Source organism: Micromonospora sp. NPDC049151 (assembly GCF_040648395.1).
GTDB lineage: Bacteria > Actinomycetota > Actinomycetes > Mycobacteriales > Micromonosporaceae > Micromonospora.
The window spans coordinates 20,568-36,074 of the sequence record NZ_JBEZDP010000015.1 but is presented as its reverse complement, the minus strand read 5'-3'; the positions used below and the strand labels follow the sequence as shown (position 1 = coordinate 36,074).

Below are 15,507 nucleotides of genomic sequence, written 5' to 3'. Positions count from 1 at the left end.
ACCCCGGGCCGATCAGGACCGGACCGCGTCCCTCGGCAGCGGGACCAGTGCCTGGCCGACCCGCTCCACCAGCAGCGCCATCTCGTAGCCCACCTGGCCGACGTCGCAGCTGCGGGCCGCGAGCACGGCCATCGACGAGCCGTCGCTGATGGACATCAGGAACAGGTAGCCGCTGTCCATCTCGATCACGGTCTGCAGCACCCCGCCGGCGCTGAACATCCGCGCCGCGCCCTCGGTAAGGCTCACCACGCCGGAGGTGATGGCGGCGAGCTGGTCGGCCCGGTCGCCGGGCAGATCCCGCGAGGAGGCGAGCAGAAGTCCGTCCGCGGACACCGCCACCACGTGCGCGATGCCCGCGACGCTGTCGGCGAAGTTGGTGAGAAGCCACCCCATGTCCTGCATGGCCGCCGGCCTGTTCATCGGTTCGTCTCCTTGTTCGAGGTGCTGTTCAGGTCGGCGCCGGCCGTACGGCCCCGCTGGACGCCACGGTGGTAGGCGGAGAGCAGGCCGCGTACCTCGTCCGGCGTGCGCCGGCTGCGGTCCCGGCCGCTCTTCGGCTCGATGCCGCCGGGCACGAGCTGGGCCTGCGGCACCCGCTTGGGCAGGCCGGAACGGGTGGTGCCGCCGGTGGTGGGCTCCGCGGCACGGCTGGCCCGCGACCAGCCCTCGTCGGCCGCCGTACGCCAGGCCTCCGGGTCGATCGACGGCGCGGACGCGGGCTCGGCGGCGGGCGGCGCCGGGGGCGGCGTCGCGGCTGCCGGAGGCGTGGACGGGACCTCCGGCGGGCTGTACGCCGGCGGCGTGGTCAGCCCCGACGCCTGGGCGCCCGGGGTACGGGTGGGCAGCTTCGGACGTGCCGACGCCGCGGGGGGCGCCACGGCCGGCTGTGCCGGCGCGGGCGGCTCGTCGAACGTGGGACGGGTGAAGATGGTGGTCTCGTCCTCTCCGTGCGAACGGAACCAGACCGCCTCCATCTCGCGGAATATCGGCGCCTCGGCCCGCTGCTCGGGCCGGGCCACCACGGGCGTCGCCGGGGTGCTCTCCACCGCCGGCGCCGCGGCGAGCGGCTGGTAGGCCGGAGGTGCGGCCTGGGTAGCGGGTTGCGCCGCATCGACACCCGGCGTCCGCTTGGGCAGCGGGTCGAGCGCGGGATACGCCACGGTCGGGCCGGCCGACCAGCCCGCGCCGGAGACCGGTGCCGGCGCGGCGGGGGCGGGCGCCGCCGCCACCGGGGCGGGCGCCGCCACGGTGGGCAGCGCGCCGGTCGCTCCACCCAGTTGTACGGCGGGTGTGGTGTCGCGGGTCTCGGCGGGCGTCTGCCACCGGGACGGCGGGGCGGTGGTCGCCCCGCGCCACTGGTCGGCGAGCGTGGCGGTGGCCGCGCCCCGCCCGGCGCCGGCCAGCGCGTCGGCGGCACCGACCTGGCTGAGCGGCGACTGCTCCACGGCGAGCGGCTGACGCGGCCGGGTCAGCGGGGCCTGACCCCGGTTGGCCGGCAGCACCACAGTCGAGTTCGGCAGCGTGACCTGGGCGACGGTGCCGCCCTCGACGTTGCGGCGCAGTTCGACGCGGATCCCGTAGCGGGAGGCGAGCCGGCTCACCACGGCCAGACCCATCAGCCGGAACGCGGCCACGTCGACTGTCGGCGGCGCGGCCAGGCGCCGGTTGAGCGAGTCGAGCTGGTCGTCGCTGAGCCCCAGGCCGCGGTCCTCGATCTGGATCAGCACGTAGTCGCGGATCCGGCGGCCGTCGGCCACCACCGAGGTGTTCGGCGGCGAGAACCGGGTGGCGTTGTCGAGCAGCTCGGCGACCAGCCGGACGACGTCGTTGACGGCGTGCGCGGCGACCGAGATGTCGGTGTCGACGGTGCCGAACTCGATCCGGTTGTAGAGCTCCACCTCGGACTGGGCGGCGCGCAGCACGTCGACAAGGAGCGCGTCGTCGCGACGCGGCACGGCCGAGTCGGCACCGGCCAGCACCAGCAGGTTCTCGTCGTTACGGCGCATCCGGGTGGCCAGGTGGTCCAGCTCGAAGAGCTGCGCCAGCCGCTTCGGGTCCTCCTCGGAACGCTCGATCGCGTCCAGTTCGCCGATCATGCGGTCGACCAGGCTCTGCGAACGGCGGGCCAGGTTGAGGAACATCGCCGAGACGCTGGTCCGCAGCGCGGCCTGCTCGGCCGCGACCCGGACCGCCTCGCGGTGGACCACGTTGAAGGCCACCGCGACCTGGCCGACCTCGTCGCGGTTGCTGAGCTTGATCGGGTCCCGTACCTGCTGGACGATCTCGTCCACGCCGCCGTCGCCGATGGCGTTGACGTTCTGCAGCCGGCTCACCGCGTCCGGCAGGTCGTGGTTGGCCACGGCGAGCGCGCCTTCACGCAGCCGGCGCAGCGAGTCGTTGAGCGAGCGGGCGAGCACCACGGCGAGCGTCACCGCGATGGCGAGCGTGAGCAGCACGAGCAGGCTCTCCACGATCGCCTGCCGGATCACGTCGGCGCGTACCTCGTCGGCGTCGGCCAGCATCTCGTCCAGCAGCTGGATCTCGGCCCACCGCATCAGGTCGTCGACCGCACCGATGGCGGCGGACGCCTCGTCGCGGGTGACCAGCGAGGATCGTTCGACGGAGCGGGAGATGTCGCCGGCGACGCGGTCGGCGAGCTGGACGGCGTCACCGGAGACCGTGCGGTCCACCAGGGCCCGCTGGCTCGGCGTCGCGGTCCGGGAGAAGGTCAGCAGCGCCTCCTGCTGGCCGGTGAGCGTGGCCACGAAGGAGGAGAACTGCTCGCCGTCGATCCGGCTGCCACCGAGGGCGGTGAAGGCCACCGCCTGTTCCTCGGCCACCGCGGCCTTGGCGTGGGCGAACGCGGCCACCGCGCGGCGGGCGTCGGCCAGGCTCTCCGCGCCCGGCTGCTGGGCCAGCGCGTCGCTGTACGCGACCAGGTCGCCCAGGACGATCCCGTAGCGCAGGCTGGCCTCGGCCACCGGCATCTGGAGCCGGTCCAGCACCTCCTGCCGGGTGCCGTTCAACGTGGCCAGGTGGGCGTCGATCACCTTGAGCTGGTTGCTGATCGCCGCCGGCAGGTCACCGAGGTCGGCGCGCCCCTTCTGGTACGCGTCGATGCGCTCGTCGGTCTGACGCACGCGCAGGTTGTACGCGTCCGGCTTCTGGTTCGGGTCGGCCAGGAAGACCGCCGCCGCCATTCGCTCCTTGTGCAGGTCCTGGGTGAGCGCCGAGATGTCGACAGACACCGCGCTCAGCGACCGGATCCGGTCCGCCTCGTACGCGCCCTGGCCCACCGAGATGAGTCGGATAGTTGCCAGTGCGATGACGGCTGCCACCGGGACGACCAGGATGAGGGCGAGCTTGGAGCGGATCCGCGCGTCGCGCAGCCTGGGCAGGCGCCGACGGCGGTTCCGCTGTTCGGCGTTTGGGCTCCCGGGCAGGGTCGTAGGTCCGGTGCTCACGACATCGCCTCCGTCGTTTCTTCCACGCGCGACCCACTGACCCGTGCCTGGTGCAGCGGCCAGCGCCGCACGCGGCACGGCCGCGATTTCATCAGACGAGATCGTGTTTGGGAAGCCGCAGTGGGGCAGGAAACGGTCGGGGGTGGCGCAACCCGGGATCCGATCACCTAATACCTTCTTTTCTCCAACCCCCTGAACAGGGGATGTCACTCCAGAGTGGTCATACGCTTCTGTGCAGTAATTGTCGGTTAATGTTCCGTGTCCCCAGCATGTGGGATAGCCGTCCCGAAACAGGACTCCGGATCCCGGCTTGACCACAGGCCCCGGCATTGGCAAGGTTTTGCAGGCTTCGCGCACACCGTACGGCACACCAATCCCGTTCCTCCACTGAGGACGGACTAGCGGCGGTGATCGGGCGTCGGCCCGCGCCGCACCTGGAGGACTGAGTTGAGCCCCATCCGCTCCGCGAGCATCGCGGCGCTCGCATCGGCCGTGCTGGCCACCACGCTCACCGGCTGCGGGATCGGCGGGGAACCGCAGGACACCAGCCCCATCGTGATCGCCGCCGATCTGGAGCTCTCCGGCGCCTCGGCGCCCGTCGGCAAGGTCTACCAACGGGCCCTGGAACTGAAGGTCGAGCAGTTGAACGCCTCCGGCGCACTGGGCGGCCGGAAGATCGATCTGAGGATCAAGGACAACCGCTCGGACGCCGCGGAATCCTTGCGGAACATCAATGATTTCAGCGGTGACTCGCGGGTGAGCGCCGTCATCATGGGCGGCTGCAACGAATGCGCCGTCGGTGCGGCCCGTACGATCGGCGAGAAGCGCATTCCGACGATCGCACTGGCGTCGTCGAGCGCCGTCACCGAGCCGGTGGCCGAGCGGCGATATGTCTTCAAGCTCGCCCCGAACGCCGCGGACAGCGCCGCCGCGCTCGCCGCCGAACTGGACCGGCGCAACGTCCGCAAGGTGGCGCTGCTGCACAGCGCCGAGGGCTACGGCCAGGAAGGGCTCACCGCCCTGCGCCGCGAGCTGAGCAAGACCAGCGTGAAACTGGTCGGCAACGAGTCGGTGCGGTCCACCGACACCGAGGTGACCACGCAGATCAACGAGCTGATCGAGGGCAAGCCGCAGGCGCTGGTCCTGTGGACCACGCCGGAGCAGGCGACGCTCGCCGCCACCACCGCCCGGCAGAGCAAGTTCCGCGGGTCGCTGTTCTTCGACGCCTCGGCCGCCGGTGACCTCTTCCTGGGCCCGTCGGCCCGATCCACCGAGGAGGCGACGCTGATCTTCACCCAGACCATGGTGATCGACGACGTGATCGCCACCACCCCGGCCAAGGCCGCGCGGCGGCAGTGGTTCCAGGACTACACCGCCCGGTTCGGCGGCTACAACGGCTTCTCCTCGTTCGCCGCGGACGCGGTCCAGCTGATCGCCGACGCCGAGCAGCGGGCCGGCGGCGAGCCCGGCAAGGTCGACCGGGACGCGCTGCGCGACGTGCTGGAGACCGCCCAGCTCGACGGGCTGTCCGGGCCGATCCGGATGACGCCGGACAACCACTCCGGGCTGATGCCGCAGGCGTTGACGACGCTCGTTGCTCGTGGTGGGCGTTGGCGGCTCGCCGGCTAGTCACTGTTGGGGGCGTGGCCCCACCGCAACCGGCTCCGGGCGGTCAGGCTTGATCCCTGCGCCGGTTGCGGTGGGGCCACGCCTGTCGTGGTCGGCCGCCATCCGTGGGTTGAGGTTTACCTTCTGGGTGCTCGGTCGACGTCGGGTTCTCGGGTCAGTGGCTAGCGGGCTGAGGTGGTGGCGCGGACCCAGGGCAGGGCCAGGCGCTCGATGAGGCTGAGGGCGGCGTAGAGCACGATGCTCATCAGGGCCACCAGCACGATCGCCGCCCACGCGGTCGCGGTGTCGCCGACACCGTTGTACTGCAGGATCTGGTAGCCCAGGCCCGGACGGTCCGAGTAGAACTCCCCGATCACGGCGCCGATCGCGGCCAGCGGCATGGCCACCTTGAGGCCGACGAAGATCTGCGGCAGCGCCGCCGGGAAGCGCACCTTGCGGAACGACTGCCACCACGACGCGTTCAGCGACCGGCCCAGTTCCGCCAGATCCGCCGGGGTGGTGGTCAGCCCGGTCGCGGTGGAGAGCACGATCGGGAAGAAGCAGAGCAGGAACACCATGGTCAGGATGGGCTTCTGCCCCCAGCCCACGGCCACCACCAGCAGCGGCCCGAACGCGATCTTCGGGACCGCGTTCACCGCCACCAGCAGCGGCGCGAACATCCGCTCCACCCGGCGGGAGGCGGCCAGCGCCATCCCGATCAGCACCCCCGCCACCGACGAGAGCAGGAAGCCGAGCACTGTCATCCAGGTGGTGATGCCCAGCGCGGGCAGCAGCACCTCGGTGGTGCCGGCGAGGGACCTCCCCACCGCCTGCGGCGGGGGCAGCGCGGCCGGGTGCACCAGGTTCAGCCCCGAGGTGACGAGCCACCAGGCCGCCACCGCGATCACCAGGCCGAGCGCCGGCAGTCCCACCGCCGCCGGGCGTACGGCGATCCCGCGCCGGACGACCGCCGGGCGCGGCGGCGTCTCCGGCCGGGCCTCGGTCGACTGTGTCAACGTGTGCTCCTCTCTGCGCCGGTCGGCGTGACCGGCACGCGAAGGGGGTGCGCCCCACCGGGGTGTCCGGCGGGTCGCACCCCCGTTGGCCCGAGCGGACCGGTCAGGCCTTCGGCGCGAGGTTGAAGTCGATGATCTGGTCCGGGGTGAGGTTCTGCTTGAGCGCACCTGCGCCCTGGAGCAGCGCGATGCTCTTGGCCACCCGGCCGCTGTCCAGCGTGCCGATCGCGGTGCCGGAGTTGCTCGACCGGACGTACGCGGCCATCAGCTGAAGCTCGGCGGAGGCAGCGGCCGGCACGGCGGCCGGCACGTTCTTCTTCAGGATCTCGGCCGCCTCGTCGGGGTTCGCCAGCGAGTACTCCAGGCCCTTGAGCAGCGCGGCGGTGAACTTCTTCACCATCTCCGGCTTCTCCTTGGCAATCTTCGAGGAGGTGATCAGCGCGTTGCCGTAGAGGTCCTGCATCACGTTGCTGTACGGCAGGACGACCGGCTTCTTCTTGGTCACCGTCTCCACCGTCGGCTGGCCGACGACGAACTGGCCGATGCCGTCCACCGACCCCGAGCCGAGCATGCCGATCAGGCCCTGCGCCTCACCGTTGACCCAGGTCACCTTGCTGCCGTCGATGCCGGCGAGCCGCGCGTACGTCGGGAAGAGGTTGCGCACGACGGACGTCGGGGTGTCGGCGAGCTTCTTGCCCTCGAGGTCCTTCGGGGTGGCGATGTTCTTGCCCTCGACCGTGACGATCGCGGCCATGGTGCGCTGCTGGATCGCGGCCACCGCCACGAAGTCCTTGGCCTGGCCGTTGCCGAGCTGGAGGATGCCACCGGTCAGGTCGATCGGGCCGAAGTCGGCCTGACCGCCGGTGATGGTCTGGATGACGGAGCCGGTGCCCTGACCGGGCTTGATGTCGACGTCGAAGCCGGCCTCCTTGAAGAAGCCCTTGTCCTTCGCCACCCAGGCGTAGGAGTCACGCCCGAAGTTGCCGAACGAGGTGAGGTACGTCACCTTCTCCAGCGCCGCGCCGTTGCCGCCGCCGCTCTCGGACTTGTCCGAGTCGCTGCTGCAGCCGCCCACCAGGGCGAGGGCGGTGGCCAGAGCCGCGGCGGCGACCGTACGGGTCAGCCTTCTCATCAGTGCACCATGTCCTTTCCGACCAGGACTTCTTCGCCGGTCGGGTCGTGGGTCCGACGGGGTCGGCAGGTGGTTCGGCCGACTGGACCGTCGTGAGGGGACTCTTCGCGCGCAACAGCGTACGAGAAGGCAGATGACCTGCCGCCGCCGTCCCGGTTGCGGAACGGAAACGAAGTTGCGTGACGGAAAGCGGACTGACGTCCACCCCGGACGGTGCTATAAGCACAGTCCCCCGCTACGCTAGCCCGGCTCGCGTCGGAGACGACGTGGCCGAGACGACGTGGAAGGGAGCCGGCAGGACATGATCCGACTGTCCGGGGTGTCCCGCACCTTCGACGGCCGTTCGGGGCGGGTGGAGGCGCTGCGCGGCATCGACCTCGACGTCGCCGAAGGCGAGTTCGTCGCCGTCCTCGGCCGGTCCGGCTGCGGCAAGTCCACGCTGCTGCGCATGATCGCCGGCCTGCTGCCGGTCACCGGCGGCGAGATCACCGTGGCCGGTACGCCGATCACGAAGCCCCGCCGCGACGTGGCCATGCTGTTCCAGCGACCGGCGCTGCTGCCCTGGCGCTCGGTGCTGGACAACGTGCTGCTGCCGGTGGAGATCTTCGGCTGGCGCCGGGCCGAGCACCGCGACCGGGCCCGCCAGTTGCTGGAGATGGCCGGGCTGGGCGGCTTCGAGAAGCGCCTCCCGCACGAGCTGTCCGGCGGCATGCAGCAGCGCGTGTCACTGTGCCGGTCGCTGATCGGCTCGCCCCGGGTGATGCTCATGGACGAGCCGTTCTCCGCGCTCGACGCGCTCACCCGCGAGGAGCTCTCCGGCGAACTCCAGCGGGTGCACATGGAGACCAGTGCGACGATCGTCTTCGTCACCCACTCGATCGACGAGGCGGTGCTGCTCGCCGACCGGGTCGTCGTGCTCAGCCCGCGCCCCGGGCGCATCCGCGAGGTGGTCGAGGTGAACGTGCCCCGGCCCCGCACGCTGGGCCGCCACGAACACCTGGAAGACGTCGCGCGGATCAGCGCCGAGCTGCACGAACTGCTGATGGAGCGGGACGCCCCCGGCGTACCCGTCGGAGGCCGGTGACCATGCGGGTCTCGGTGTTCACCGAACCCCACCGCGGTGCGGACTACGACGACCAGCTCCGGTTCGCCCGGCTGGTCGAGGAGACCGGCTTCGAGGGCTTCTTCCGGGCCGACCACTACCGGGCCATGGGGGACGAGCCGGCGCCGCCCGGCCCCACCGACGCCTGGCTGACGCTCGCCGCGCTGGCCCGGGAGACCTCCCGGATCCGGCTCGGCACGCTCGTCACGTCCGCCACGTTCCGGCTCCCCGGGCCGCTCGCCGTCATGGTCGCCCAGGTCGACCGGATGAGCGGCGGCCGGGTCGAGCTGGGCATCGGTGCCGGCTGGTACGAGCGCGAGCACACCGCGTACGGCATCCCGTTCCCGCCCGTCGCCGAACGCTTCGACCGGCTCGCCGAGCAGCTGGAGATCGTCACCGGGCTGTGGCGCACCCCGTCCGACGAGACGTACAGCTTCACCGGTGAGCACTACCGGCTGGTCGACGCGCCCGCGCTGCCCAAGCCGGTGCAGCGGCCCGGCCCGCCGGTGATCGTCGGCGGCCGGGGACCGAAGCGCACACCCGAGCTGGCCGCCCGCTACGCGGACGAGTTCAACATGCCGTTCAAGAGCGTCGCCGAGACCGCCGCCGCGTACGACCGGGTGCGGGAGGCGTGTGACCGCGCCGGGCGGGCCGACTCCGGCCGCGCGCCGCTGACGCTCTCGGCCGGCATCGTGGTGGCGATCGGGCGCACCGACGCCGAGGCGCAGCGCCGGGCCGCGCCGCTGCACGTCACCAGCGCGCTGCCGCCGGAGGACCCGGTGGTCGGCTCCCCCGCCCAGCTGGTCGACCGGATCGGCGAGTTCGCCGCGATCGGGGCCAGCCGGGTGCACCTGCGCCTGATCGACTTCGACGACCTCGACCACGTGGAGCTCATCGCCGCCGAGGTGCTCCCCCGACTGGACGGACCACGATGACCGAACTCTCCGCCGACCTCGAACTCGGCCCGGTGGGCCAGGAGATCGTGTACGAGAACGACCGCGTACGCGTCTGGCACATCCGGCTCGAGCCGGGTGAGCGGCAGCCGCTGCACCGCCACGACCACCCCTATCTGGTGGTGGCGATCCAGGGCGCGAAGAACGTGGTGCAGACCATCGACGGCGCCACCATCGACGCCGACGAGCCGACCGGCGGCGTGGTCTACCGGGATCCGGGCGCGGTGCACATGCTCACAAACGTCGGCGACACCACCTACCTCGCGCGCCTGGTCGAGCTGAAGTAGCCACGCCGGGAGGTTCGCCGCGCCGCGCGGCGGCAAGGTGGCGATCGGGGTCACCGGGCCGTAACGTGCCGGACATGGCCTTTCGGACGTGGGGCAGGCTGCTGCTCACGGCGCTCGGCGTGAGCGTGCTGGCCGGGGCCGGCCAGTTGGGCATCGCGTACGGCTTCGGAGTCGTACGCCTCGACGGCGCGTTCGTCGACGTCTCGGTCAACCGGTGGCCCGCCCAGCTCGTCTGGGTGGGCTGGTTCGCCGCTGTCGCCACGGTCGCCGGAGCCGTCCTCACCGAGCGCATCGCCCGCCGCGACGACGGTCCCGGCGGCACCACCGAACTGCTCTCCGTCGCCGGCGTCAGCGCGCTCGGCGCGATGGTGGTCGCCCCGCTGTGCATGCAGCCGGCCCGCGCTGCCGAGCTGGGCGGATCCGTCGACGCGGCCTGGGCCGCCGGCATCTGCGCCGCGCTCGGGGCCGTGGTCGGGGCGGGTGCCGCGATCGCCGTGCTGCTCAAGCCGCCGTTCGGCTGGGGAGTGGCGATCACCGCCGGGATCGTCTGGCTGTTCGCGCTGCTCTCCGTCGCGCCCACGATCCTCTCCAGCCGCCCGCTGGCCACCGTACGGCTCGGCGTGCTCGAACCCTCCTGGCTGGATGCGGAGGCGGCGCAACGCCTGTCCATGCTGCTGCTGCCGGTGCTCGCCCTGCTGGCCGGCGGGGCGGTCGGCGTGCTCGCCCGCCGGGCCGAATGGCCGCCGCTGGTCGGCGGGGCGGCCGGGGCGGCCGGTCCCGTGCTCGTCGCGTTCGCCTACCTGACCGCCGGTCCCGGCTCGGCCACCGACCGCTACCAGGTCGCGCCCTACTACGGCGCGCTGATCGCCGTGATCGCCGGTGCGCTCGGCTCGACCGCCACCACGATGCTGCCCCGGCCGGTCACCGCCAGCGGTGACCCCGACGCGGTCGAGGCCACCGACATCCTCGCGCCGCTGCCGCACTCGTCCGCCCCGGCCGCCGCCACCGTCCCGCCCACGCCTCCGGTGACGAGCGGCGCCGCCGCACCCGCTCACTGGAGCTGGCCCGAGCCCGGCGGCTCGACCACGACGTCGGCGCCCACCGGTGCCGACCTTCCCGCCGCCGACCCGCCTGCCGTCCCCGGTCTGCCCACCGCTGATCAGCCGGCGGGCGACCGTCCGGCCACCGTTGACACGACGACCCACGGCCAGCCCATGCCGGGCCTGCTGCCCCCGGGGCGCCGGACCTCGGCCATCGACGTGCTCGCCGCGGGCCGCCCCGACCCGATCCCGGCCCCGGGCACGGGTCCGGGCACGGGTCCGGGCACGGGTCCGGGCACGGGTCCGGGCACGGGTCCGGGCACGGTTCCAGAGTCGAGCGTCACCCCGGCCGCCGCCTCCGCATCCGCCGGCGGCGAGAGCGCCGCCCCCGCTGCCCCGGCCGCCGGGTCGGACGATGCGGCACCGGCTCAGGAAACGACGGCGGCCACGCCACGGGTCACCCGGCCCCGCCGTACCCGCGCCGGCCGGTCCACCGGCGGACCAGGGTCACCCGCCGACGGTCCCACCGCACCCCGCGCCGCGGATGCCACCTCCCCGGGCACCGCCGCCGAGGACGCCTCGCCGCTCACCGGCGGCACCCCCGAGAACCACGTCCCCGGCCCCCGGACGGACGGCGGCGACCTGACCGGACCGGACCGGGCCGACGCGGACAGCGCCGCCGCGCCACCGGCCGAGCCCACTGCCGGGACCGGCCGCCCCACCCGCTCGCGGCGTGGCCGCACCCCGAAGGCCGGACCACGCGCCACCGGCCCGGCCGCACCCGACTCCGCCCCGGCCGACGCCACGCCGACGACGCCGGTCGGGCAGGGCGGCCCGGCGGCGAACGCCGACCCGATCCCACCGGCCGCGAACCCGGCCCGGGACGACGCGAGCGCGGCCTCGACGCCCGGCAGTGTGGACCCCGGCACGCCCGGCGGTTCCCTCGACGGCCCGGCTCCCCGCACGGGCTCCCCGGCCGGCGAGGACGCACCGCCCGGTCGTACCCGACGTAGTTTCTTCTTCGACGACGGCCCGGCGCCGGCCCCGTCGCCCCGGCCCCGGTTCCCGATGTTCGAGGAGGTCGCCGGCGCGCCCGGCGAGGTACGCCCGGCCTGGCCGATCACCCCGGCGAGCCGCCCGCAGCGCGCCACCGCCGAACCGGACGCGCCGGCAGGGGACAGCGTGGAGGCGGTCACCCCGGCCGAGCCGGCACCGCGTCCCCGCCGTCGGGGTCTGCCCGAGCCGGGCGCGAGCGCCGGCTGGGACGCGCTCACCACGAACGCCCGTCCCGCCGGGCCGGTTTCCCGGCCGGAGGAGAAGGCCGCACTGCCTGTCGCCCGACCGGAGCCGACGACCGCCGTACCGGCCGAGGCCGGTGCCGGCACCGCGCTGCCCGAGGCCACCGCGCCGGAGACGGGCGAGCCGGACCTCCGGCGCGGGCGGCACGCCGGCCCGGCGGACGCCGACACGCCCGCCGGGAAGACGAAGACCCGGCGCGGCCTGTTCCGGCGTAACCGGCCCAAGGCCGACCCGGAGCCGCCCGACCGTGCGGCCGAGCCGGACGCCGCTACCGACGACGAGTACGTCGACTGGGTCGCCGGTCTCGCCTCGGACGACAACGCCGCCGACGCCCGCTCGCTGCGTACCGGGCGGCACCACCGCGACTGAACGGCGACCCGGGGCGGGCCGGATCGACACGCCCGCCCCGGCCTCGCTCACGCCAGCGGCAGGTACACCCGTGAGCCGGAGGCGACGAACTCCTCCGACTTGCCGCGCATACCCCGCGCGGCATAGTCCTTCAGCTCCTGCGTGATCTTCATGGAGCAGAACTTCGGCCCGCACATCGAGCAGAAGTGCGCGGTCTTCGCCGGCTCGGCGGGCAGCGTCGCGTCGTGGTACGCCCTCGCGGTCTCCGGGTCGAGCGCCAGGTTGAACTGATCGGACCACCGGAACTCGAACCGGGCCTTCGACAGCGCGTCGTCCCACGCCTGCGCGCCCGGGTGCCCCTTGGCCAGGTCGGCCGCGTGCGCGGCGATCTTGTACGCGATCACGCCCGCCTTCACGTCGTCGCGGTCGGGCAGCCCGAGGTGCTCCTTCGGGGTGACGTAGCAGAGCATCGCGGTGCCGAACATGCCGATCATCGCCGCGCCGATCGCCGAGGTGATGTGGTCGTACGCGGGTGCGACGTCGGTGGTCAGCGGCCCGAGCGTGTAGAACGGCGCCTCGTGGCACCACTCCTGCTGGAGGTCCACGTTCTCCTTGATCTTGTGCATCGGCACGTGCCCGGGGCCCTCGATCATCACCTGGACGTCGTACTCCCAGGCGATCTTCGTCAGCTCACCGAGCGTGCGCAGCTCGGCGAACTGCGCCTCGTCGTTGGCGTCCGCGATGGAGCCGGGACGCAGGCCGTCGCCCAGGGAGAACGTCACGTCGTACTTCGCGAGCAGCGAACACAGCTCCCGGAAGTTGGTGTAGAGGAAGTTCTCCTCGTGGTGCGCCAGGCACCAGGCCGCCATGATCGAGCCGCCCCGGGACACGATCCCGGTGACCCGGTCCACCGCCAGCGGCACGTACGGCAGCAGCACACCCGCGTGCACAGTCATGTAGTCGACGCCCTGCTCCGCCTGCTCGATGACCGTCTCGCGGAACACCTCCCAGCTCAGCTTCACCGGGTCACCGCCGACCTTCTCCAGCGCCTGGTAGATCGGCACCGTGCCGATCGGCACCGGCGCGTTCCGCACGATCGCCTCGCGGGTCTCGTGGATGCGCCTGCCGGTGGACAGGTCCATCACGGTGTCCGCGCCCCACCGGGTGGCCCAGGTCAGCTTCTCCACCTCCTCGGCCACCGACGAGGTGACAGCCGAGGTGCCGATGTTGGCGTTGACCTTCACCAGGAACGCCTTGCCGATGATTGCCGGCTCGCACTCCGGGTGGTTGACGTTCAGCGGCAGCACCGCCCGGCCGGCCGCGATCTCGTCCCGGACGAACTCCGGCGTCACCGACTCCCGGATCGCCACGAACTCCATCTCCGGCGTGACGATCCCGGCCCGGGCGTAGGCGAGCTGAGTCGGACGGGTGCCCGCCAGCGGCGTGCCGGCGCCGCGTACCGGGGCGACGTCGCCCCGCTCGGCGATCCACGCCCCACGCAGCGCGGGCAGCCCCGCCTCCGGGTCGGAGCCGGGACCGGAGGTGTCGTAGAGCCGTACCGGTGGGTTGTCCCCGGTCAGCGTCACCTCGGCGAACGGCACCCGGATGTCCGGGCGTGACCCTTCCACGTACACCTTGCGACGTGCCTGCATGACAGCCTCCCTGTCGCTCATGCGGACCAGCCGAAGTGGTCCAGCGGGCCGCGTCCCGCGCCCAGCTCCCAGGTCCGCGCGCCGGTCAGCGCGCGGGTGACGTACTCCTTGGCGGCCTCCACCGCGACCGGCACCGCGTCGCCCGCGGCGAGCCGGACCGCGACGGCGGCCGAGAACGAACAGCCGGTGCCGTGGTTGTGCCGGGTGTCCACCCGGGGCGCGCGCAGCAGCCGGGTGGTCCCGCCACCAGCGAGCACGTCCACCGACTCGCCGTCGGCGTCCACGTCGCCGCCGGTCACCACCACGAAGGCCGGTCCGCGCGCGGCGAGCGCCTCGGCCGCCGCGACCATCTCCTCCACGGTGCCCACCGGGCCTCCGGTGAGGGCCGCGGCCTCCGCGCAATTGGGTGTCGCCACCTCCGCGTACGGCAGCAGCCGCTCGACCGCCTCCACCACGCCGAGCCGGTGCCCGCTCGTGGCGACGAGTACCGGGTCGACGACCAGGTGCGGCAGCCGCCCGGCCCGGGCCGCCTCGGCCACCGCGTCGGCGACCGCCGGGGTGCCGAGCATTCCCGTCTTCACGGCCCGCACGTCGAAGTCGCCGAGCACGCTGTCCATCTGGTCGCGCACTGTCTGCGGTGGCAGCGGCAGGACGGCGTCAACACCCCTGGTGCTCTGCGCGGTGACGGCGGTGAGCACGCTCGTGCCGTACGCCCCGAGCGCGGCGAACGTCTTGAGGTCGGCCTGGATGCCCGCTCCTGCTCCGGAGTCGGATCCGGCGATGCTGAGAACTGTTTTCGGCGTCACTTGTCTTCTCCGGTGGTTGCGGTTCAGGGCTGCGGCCGACCGTGCCCACTCCGGGCGGTCAGGCTTGATCCCTCCGTGGTCACGGTCGGCCGCAGCCCTTCTCGTGTGGGCCTTCGTCGGATCGCGCGGGGTGGGTGTGCGCCACACGGGTGGTCGCCTCCTGGAAGGCTCTGCCCAGCGTGGTGGCGGTTTCGGTGGGGTCGTTGGCGCGCATGACGGCTCCCAGGACTGCTACTCCTGTTGCGCCCGCCTCAACGCAGGCCGCTACCTGAGCTGCCGTTTCGATGCCGCCGAGGGCGAGCACCGGGACCGGGCTGGCTTTCACCAGCTCGCTCAATCCGTCCGGTCGCAACGCCGGGCCGTAGCCGGGCTTGGTCTTTGTCTCGTAGACCGGGGACAGCGTCGCGTAGTGCTCGGTGGTGAGCCGGGCCAACTCGGCGGCGTCGTGGCAGGAGCGGCCGACGAGTCCGACGGCGGGCGGCGGGTACGGGCCGGCGGCGGGCAGGTGCACCGCGTCCCCGTCGAGCGGGTCGGGTCCGGCGACGATCAGCGTGCCGCCCGCCTCGGCGAGGATCGCGCGCAGGTCGACGGCGAGCGCGAGGCGTTCGGCGCGGGGCAGGTCCTTCTCCCGCAGCACCACCCACCGCACTCCCCCACCCACGGCCCCCGCCACCACGTCAACGAGCCGCCTCCGCGCCACCCGACGATCGGTCAACAGCACGACCCCGGTCGAGCCGGTGTAGTTCTTGGTACGCGGCCGCCCCTGCGGGGGCGTGTCCGTACCAAGATCCGCGACGCGT

Annotated in this window: 12 protein-coding genes; 5 read left to right on the top strand and 7 right to left on the bottom strand. The window is 73.0% G+C overall.

Annotated features, from left to right (window positions below; genetic code table 11):
• Positions 1-12 precede the first annotated feature (12 nt).
• A complete protein-coding gene (locus AB0B20_RS18535; protein WP_013288588.1) occupies positions 13-420 on the bottom strand; it encodes a roadblock/LC7 domain-containing protein in 408 nt (135 codons plus the stop codon).
• Positions 417-3,464, bottom strand: coding sequence for a sensor histidine kinase (locus AB0B20_RS18530; RefSeq protein WP_357389002.1), 3,048 nt, complete (start codon positions 3,462-3,464; stop codon positions 417-419). The genes AB0B20_RS18535 and AB0B20_RS18530 overlap by 4 nt, the downstream gene beginning before the upstream one ends.
• A gap of 447 nt (positions 3,465-3,911) precedes the next feature.
• Between AB0B20_RS18530 and AB0B20_RS18525 the strand changes: the two genes are divergently transcribed.
• Complete coding sequence (locus AB0B20_RS18525) at positions 3,912-5,093, top strand: ABC transporter substrate-binding protein (RefSeq protein WP_357471912.1); 1,182 nt, start codon at positions 3,912-3,914, stop codon at positions 5,091-5,093.
• 161 nt (positions 5,094-5,254) lie between these two features.
• On the opposite strand, the gene AB0B20_RS18520 is transcribed toward AB0B20_RS18525, so the two are convergent.
• A complete protein-coding gene (locus AB0B20_RS18520) occupies positions 5,255-6,088 on the bottom strand; it encodes an ABC transporter permease (protein WP_357388998.1) in 834 nt (277 codons plus the stop codon).
• Positions 6,089-6,191: 103 nt separating this feature from the next.
• Positions 6,192-7,220: an ABC transporter substrate-binding protein gene (locus tag AB0B20_RS18515; RefSeq protein ID WP_135242057.1), complete on the bottom strand. Its 1,029-nt coding sequence runs from the start codon at positions 7,218-7,220 to the stop codon at positions 6,192-6,194.
• A gap of 301 nt (positions 7,221-7,521) precedes the next feature.
• Between AB0B20_RS18515 and AB0B20_RS18510 the strand changes: the two genes are divergently transcribed.
• The 4 genes from AB0B20_RS18510 to AB0B20_RS18495 all read left to right on the top strand — a co-directional run bounded on the left by AB0B20_RS18510 (position 7,522) and on the right by AB0B20_RS18495 (position 12,270).
• Positions 7,522-8,304, top strand: coding sequence for an ABC transporter ATP-binding protein (locus tag AB0B20_RS18510; protein WP_357471909.1), 783 nt, complete (start codon positions 7,522-7,524; stop codon positions 8,302-8,304).
• Between the two features lie 2 nt (positions 8,305-8,306).
• On the top strand, positions 8,307-9,257 hold the full coding sequence (locus AB0B20_RS18505; RefSeq protein WP_357389075.1) for an LLM class F420-dependent oxidoreductase: 951 nt from the start codon (positions 8,307-8,309) through the stop codon (positions 9,255-9,257).
• Positions 9,254-9,562, top strand: a complete 309-nt coding sequence (locus AB0B20_RS18500; RefSeq protein ID WP_073828925.1) for a cupin — start codon at positions 9,254-9,256, stop codon at positions 9,560-9,562. Before AB0B20_RS18505 ends, AB0B20_RS18500 begins: the two co-directional genes overlap by 4 nt.
• A gap of 74 nt (positions 9,563-9,636) precedes the next feature.
• Complete coding sequence (locus AB0B20_RS18495) at positions 9,637-12,270, top strand: hypothetical protein (RefSeq protein WP_357471906.1); 2,634 nt, start codon at positions 9,637-9,639, stop codon at positions 12,268-12,270.
• 47 nt (positions 12,271-12,317) lie between these two features.
• On the opposite strand, the gene thiC is transcribed toward AB0B20_RS18495, so the two are convergent.
• From thiC to AB0B20_RS18480, 3 genes are all read right to left on the bottom strand, one after another.
• Positions 12,318-13,901 (bottom strand): phosphomethylpyrimidine synthase ThiC, encoded by a 1,584-nt coding sequence (thiC, locus tag AB0B20_RS18490; protein WP_357471903.1) that lies wholly within the window; start codon positions 13,899-13,901, stop codon positions 12,318-12,320.
• Positions 13,902-13,918: 17 nt separating this feature from the next.
• Positions 13,919-14,707 (bottom strand): bifunctional hydroxymethylpyrimidine kinase/phosphomethylpyrimidine kinase, encoded by a 789-nt coding sequence (gene thiD, locus AB0B20_RS18485; protein WP_357388990.1) that lies wholly within the window; start codon positions 14,705-14,707, stop codon positions 13,919-13,921.
• A 79-nt stretch (positions 14,708-14,786) separates the two neighbouring features.
• The gene (locus tag AB0B20_RS18480) at positions 14,787-15,428 is read right to left on the bottom strand and encodes a thiamine phosphate synthase (RefSeq protein WP_357472044.1); all 642 of its coding nucleotides are present in this window, start codon (positions 15,426-15,428) and stop codon (positions 14,787-14,789) included.
• Between the last annotated feature and the right edge of the window lie 79 nt (positions 15,429-15,507).

Coding starts and splice junctions, on each gene's coding strand:
- AB0B20_RS18500 (WP_073828925.1), top strand. CDS start 9,254: ATGACCGAACTCTCCGCCGACCTCGAACTCGGCCCGGTGGGCCAGGAG.
- AB0B20_RS18510 (WP_357471909.1), top strand. CDS start 7,522: ATGATCCGACTGTCCGGGGTGTCCCGCACCTTCGACGGCCGTTCGGGG.
- AB0B20_RS18535 (WP_013288588.1), bottom strand. CDS start 420: ATGAACAGGCCGGCGGCCATGCAGGACATGGGGTGGCTTCTCACCAAC.
- AB0B20_RS18505 (WP_357389075.1), top strand. CDS start 8,307: ATGCGGGTCTCGGTGTTCACCGAACCCCACCGCGGTGCGGACTACGAC.
- thiC (WP_357471903.1), bottom strand. CDS start 13,901: ATGCAGGCACGTCGCAAGGTGTACGTGGAAGGGTCACGCCCGGACATC.
- AB0B20_RS18495 (WP_357471906.1), top strand. CDS start 9,637: ATGGCCTTTCGGACGTGGGGCAGGCTGCTGCTCACGGCGCTCGGCGTG.
- AB0B20_RS18515 (WP_135242057.1), bottom strand. CDS start 7,220: ATGAGAAGGCTGACCCGTACGGTCGCCGCCGCGGCTCTGGCCACCGCC.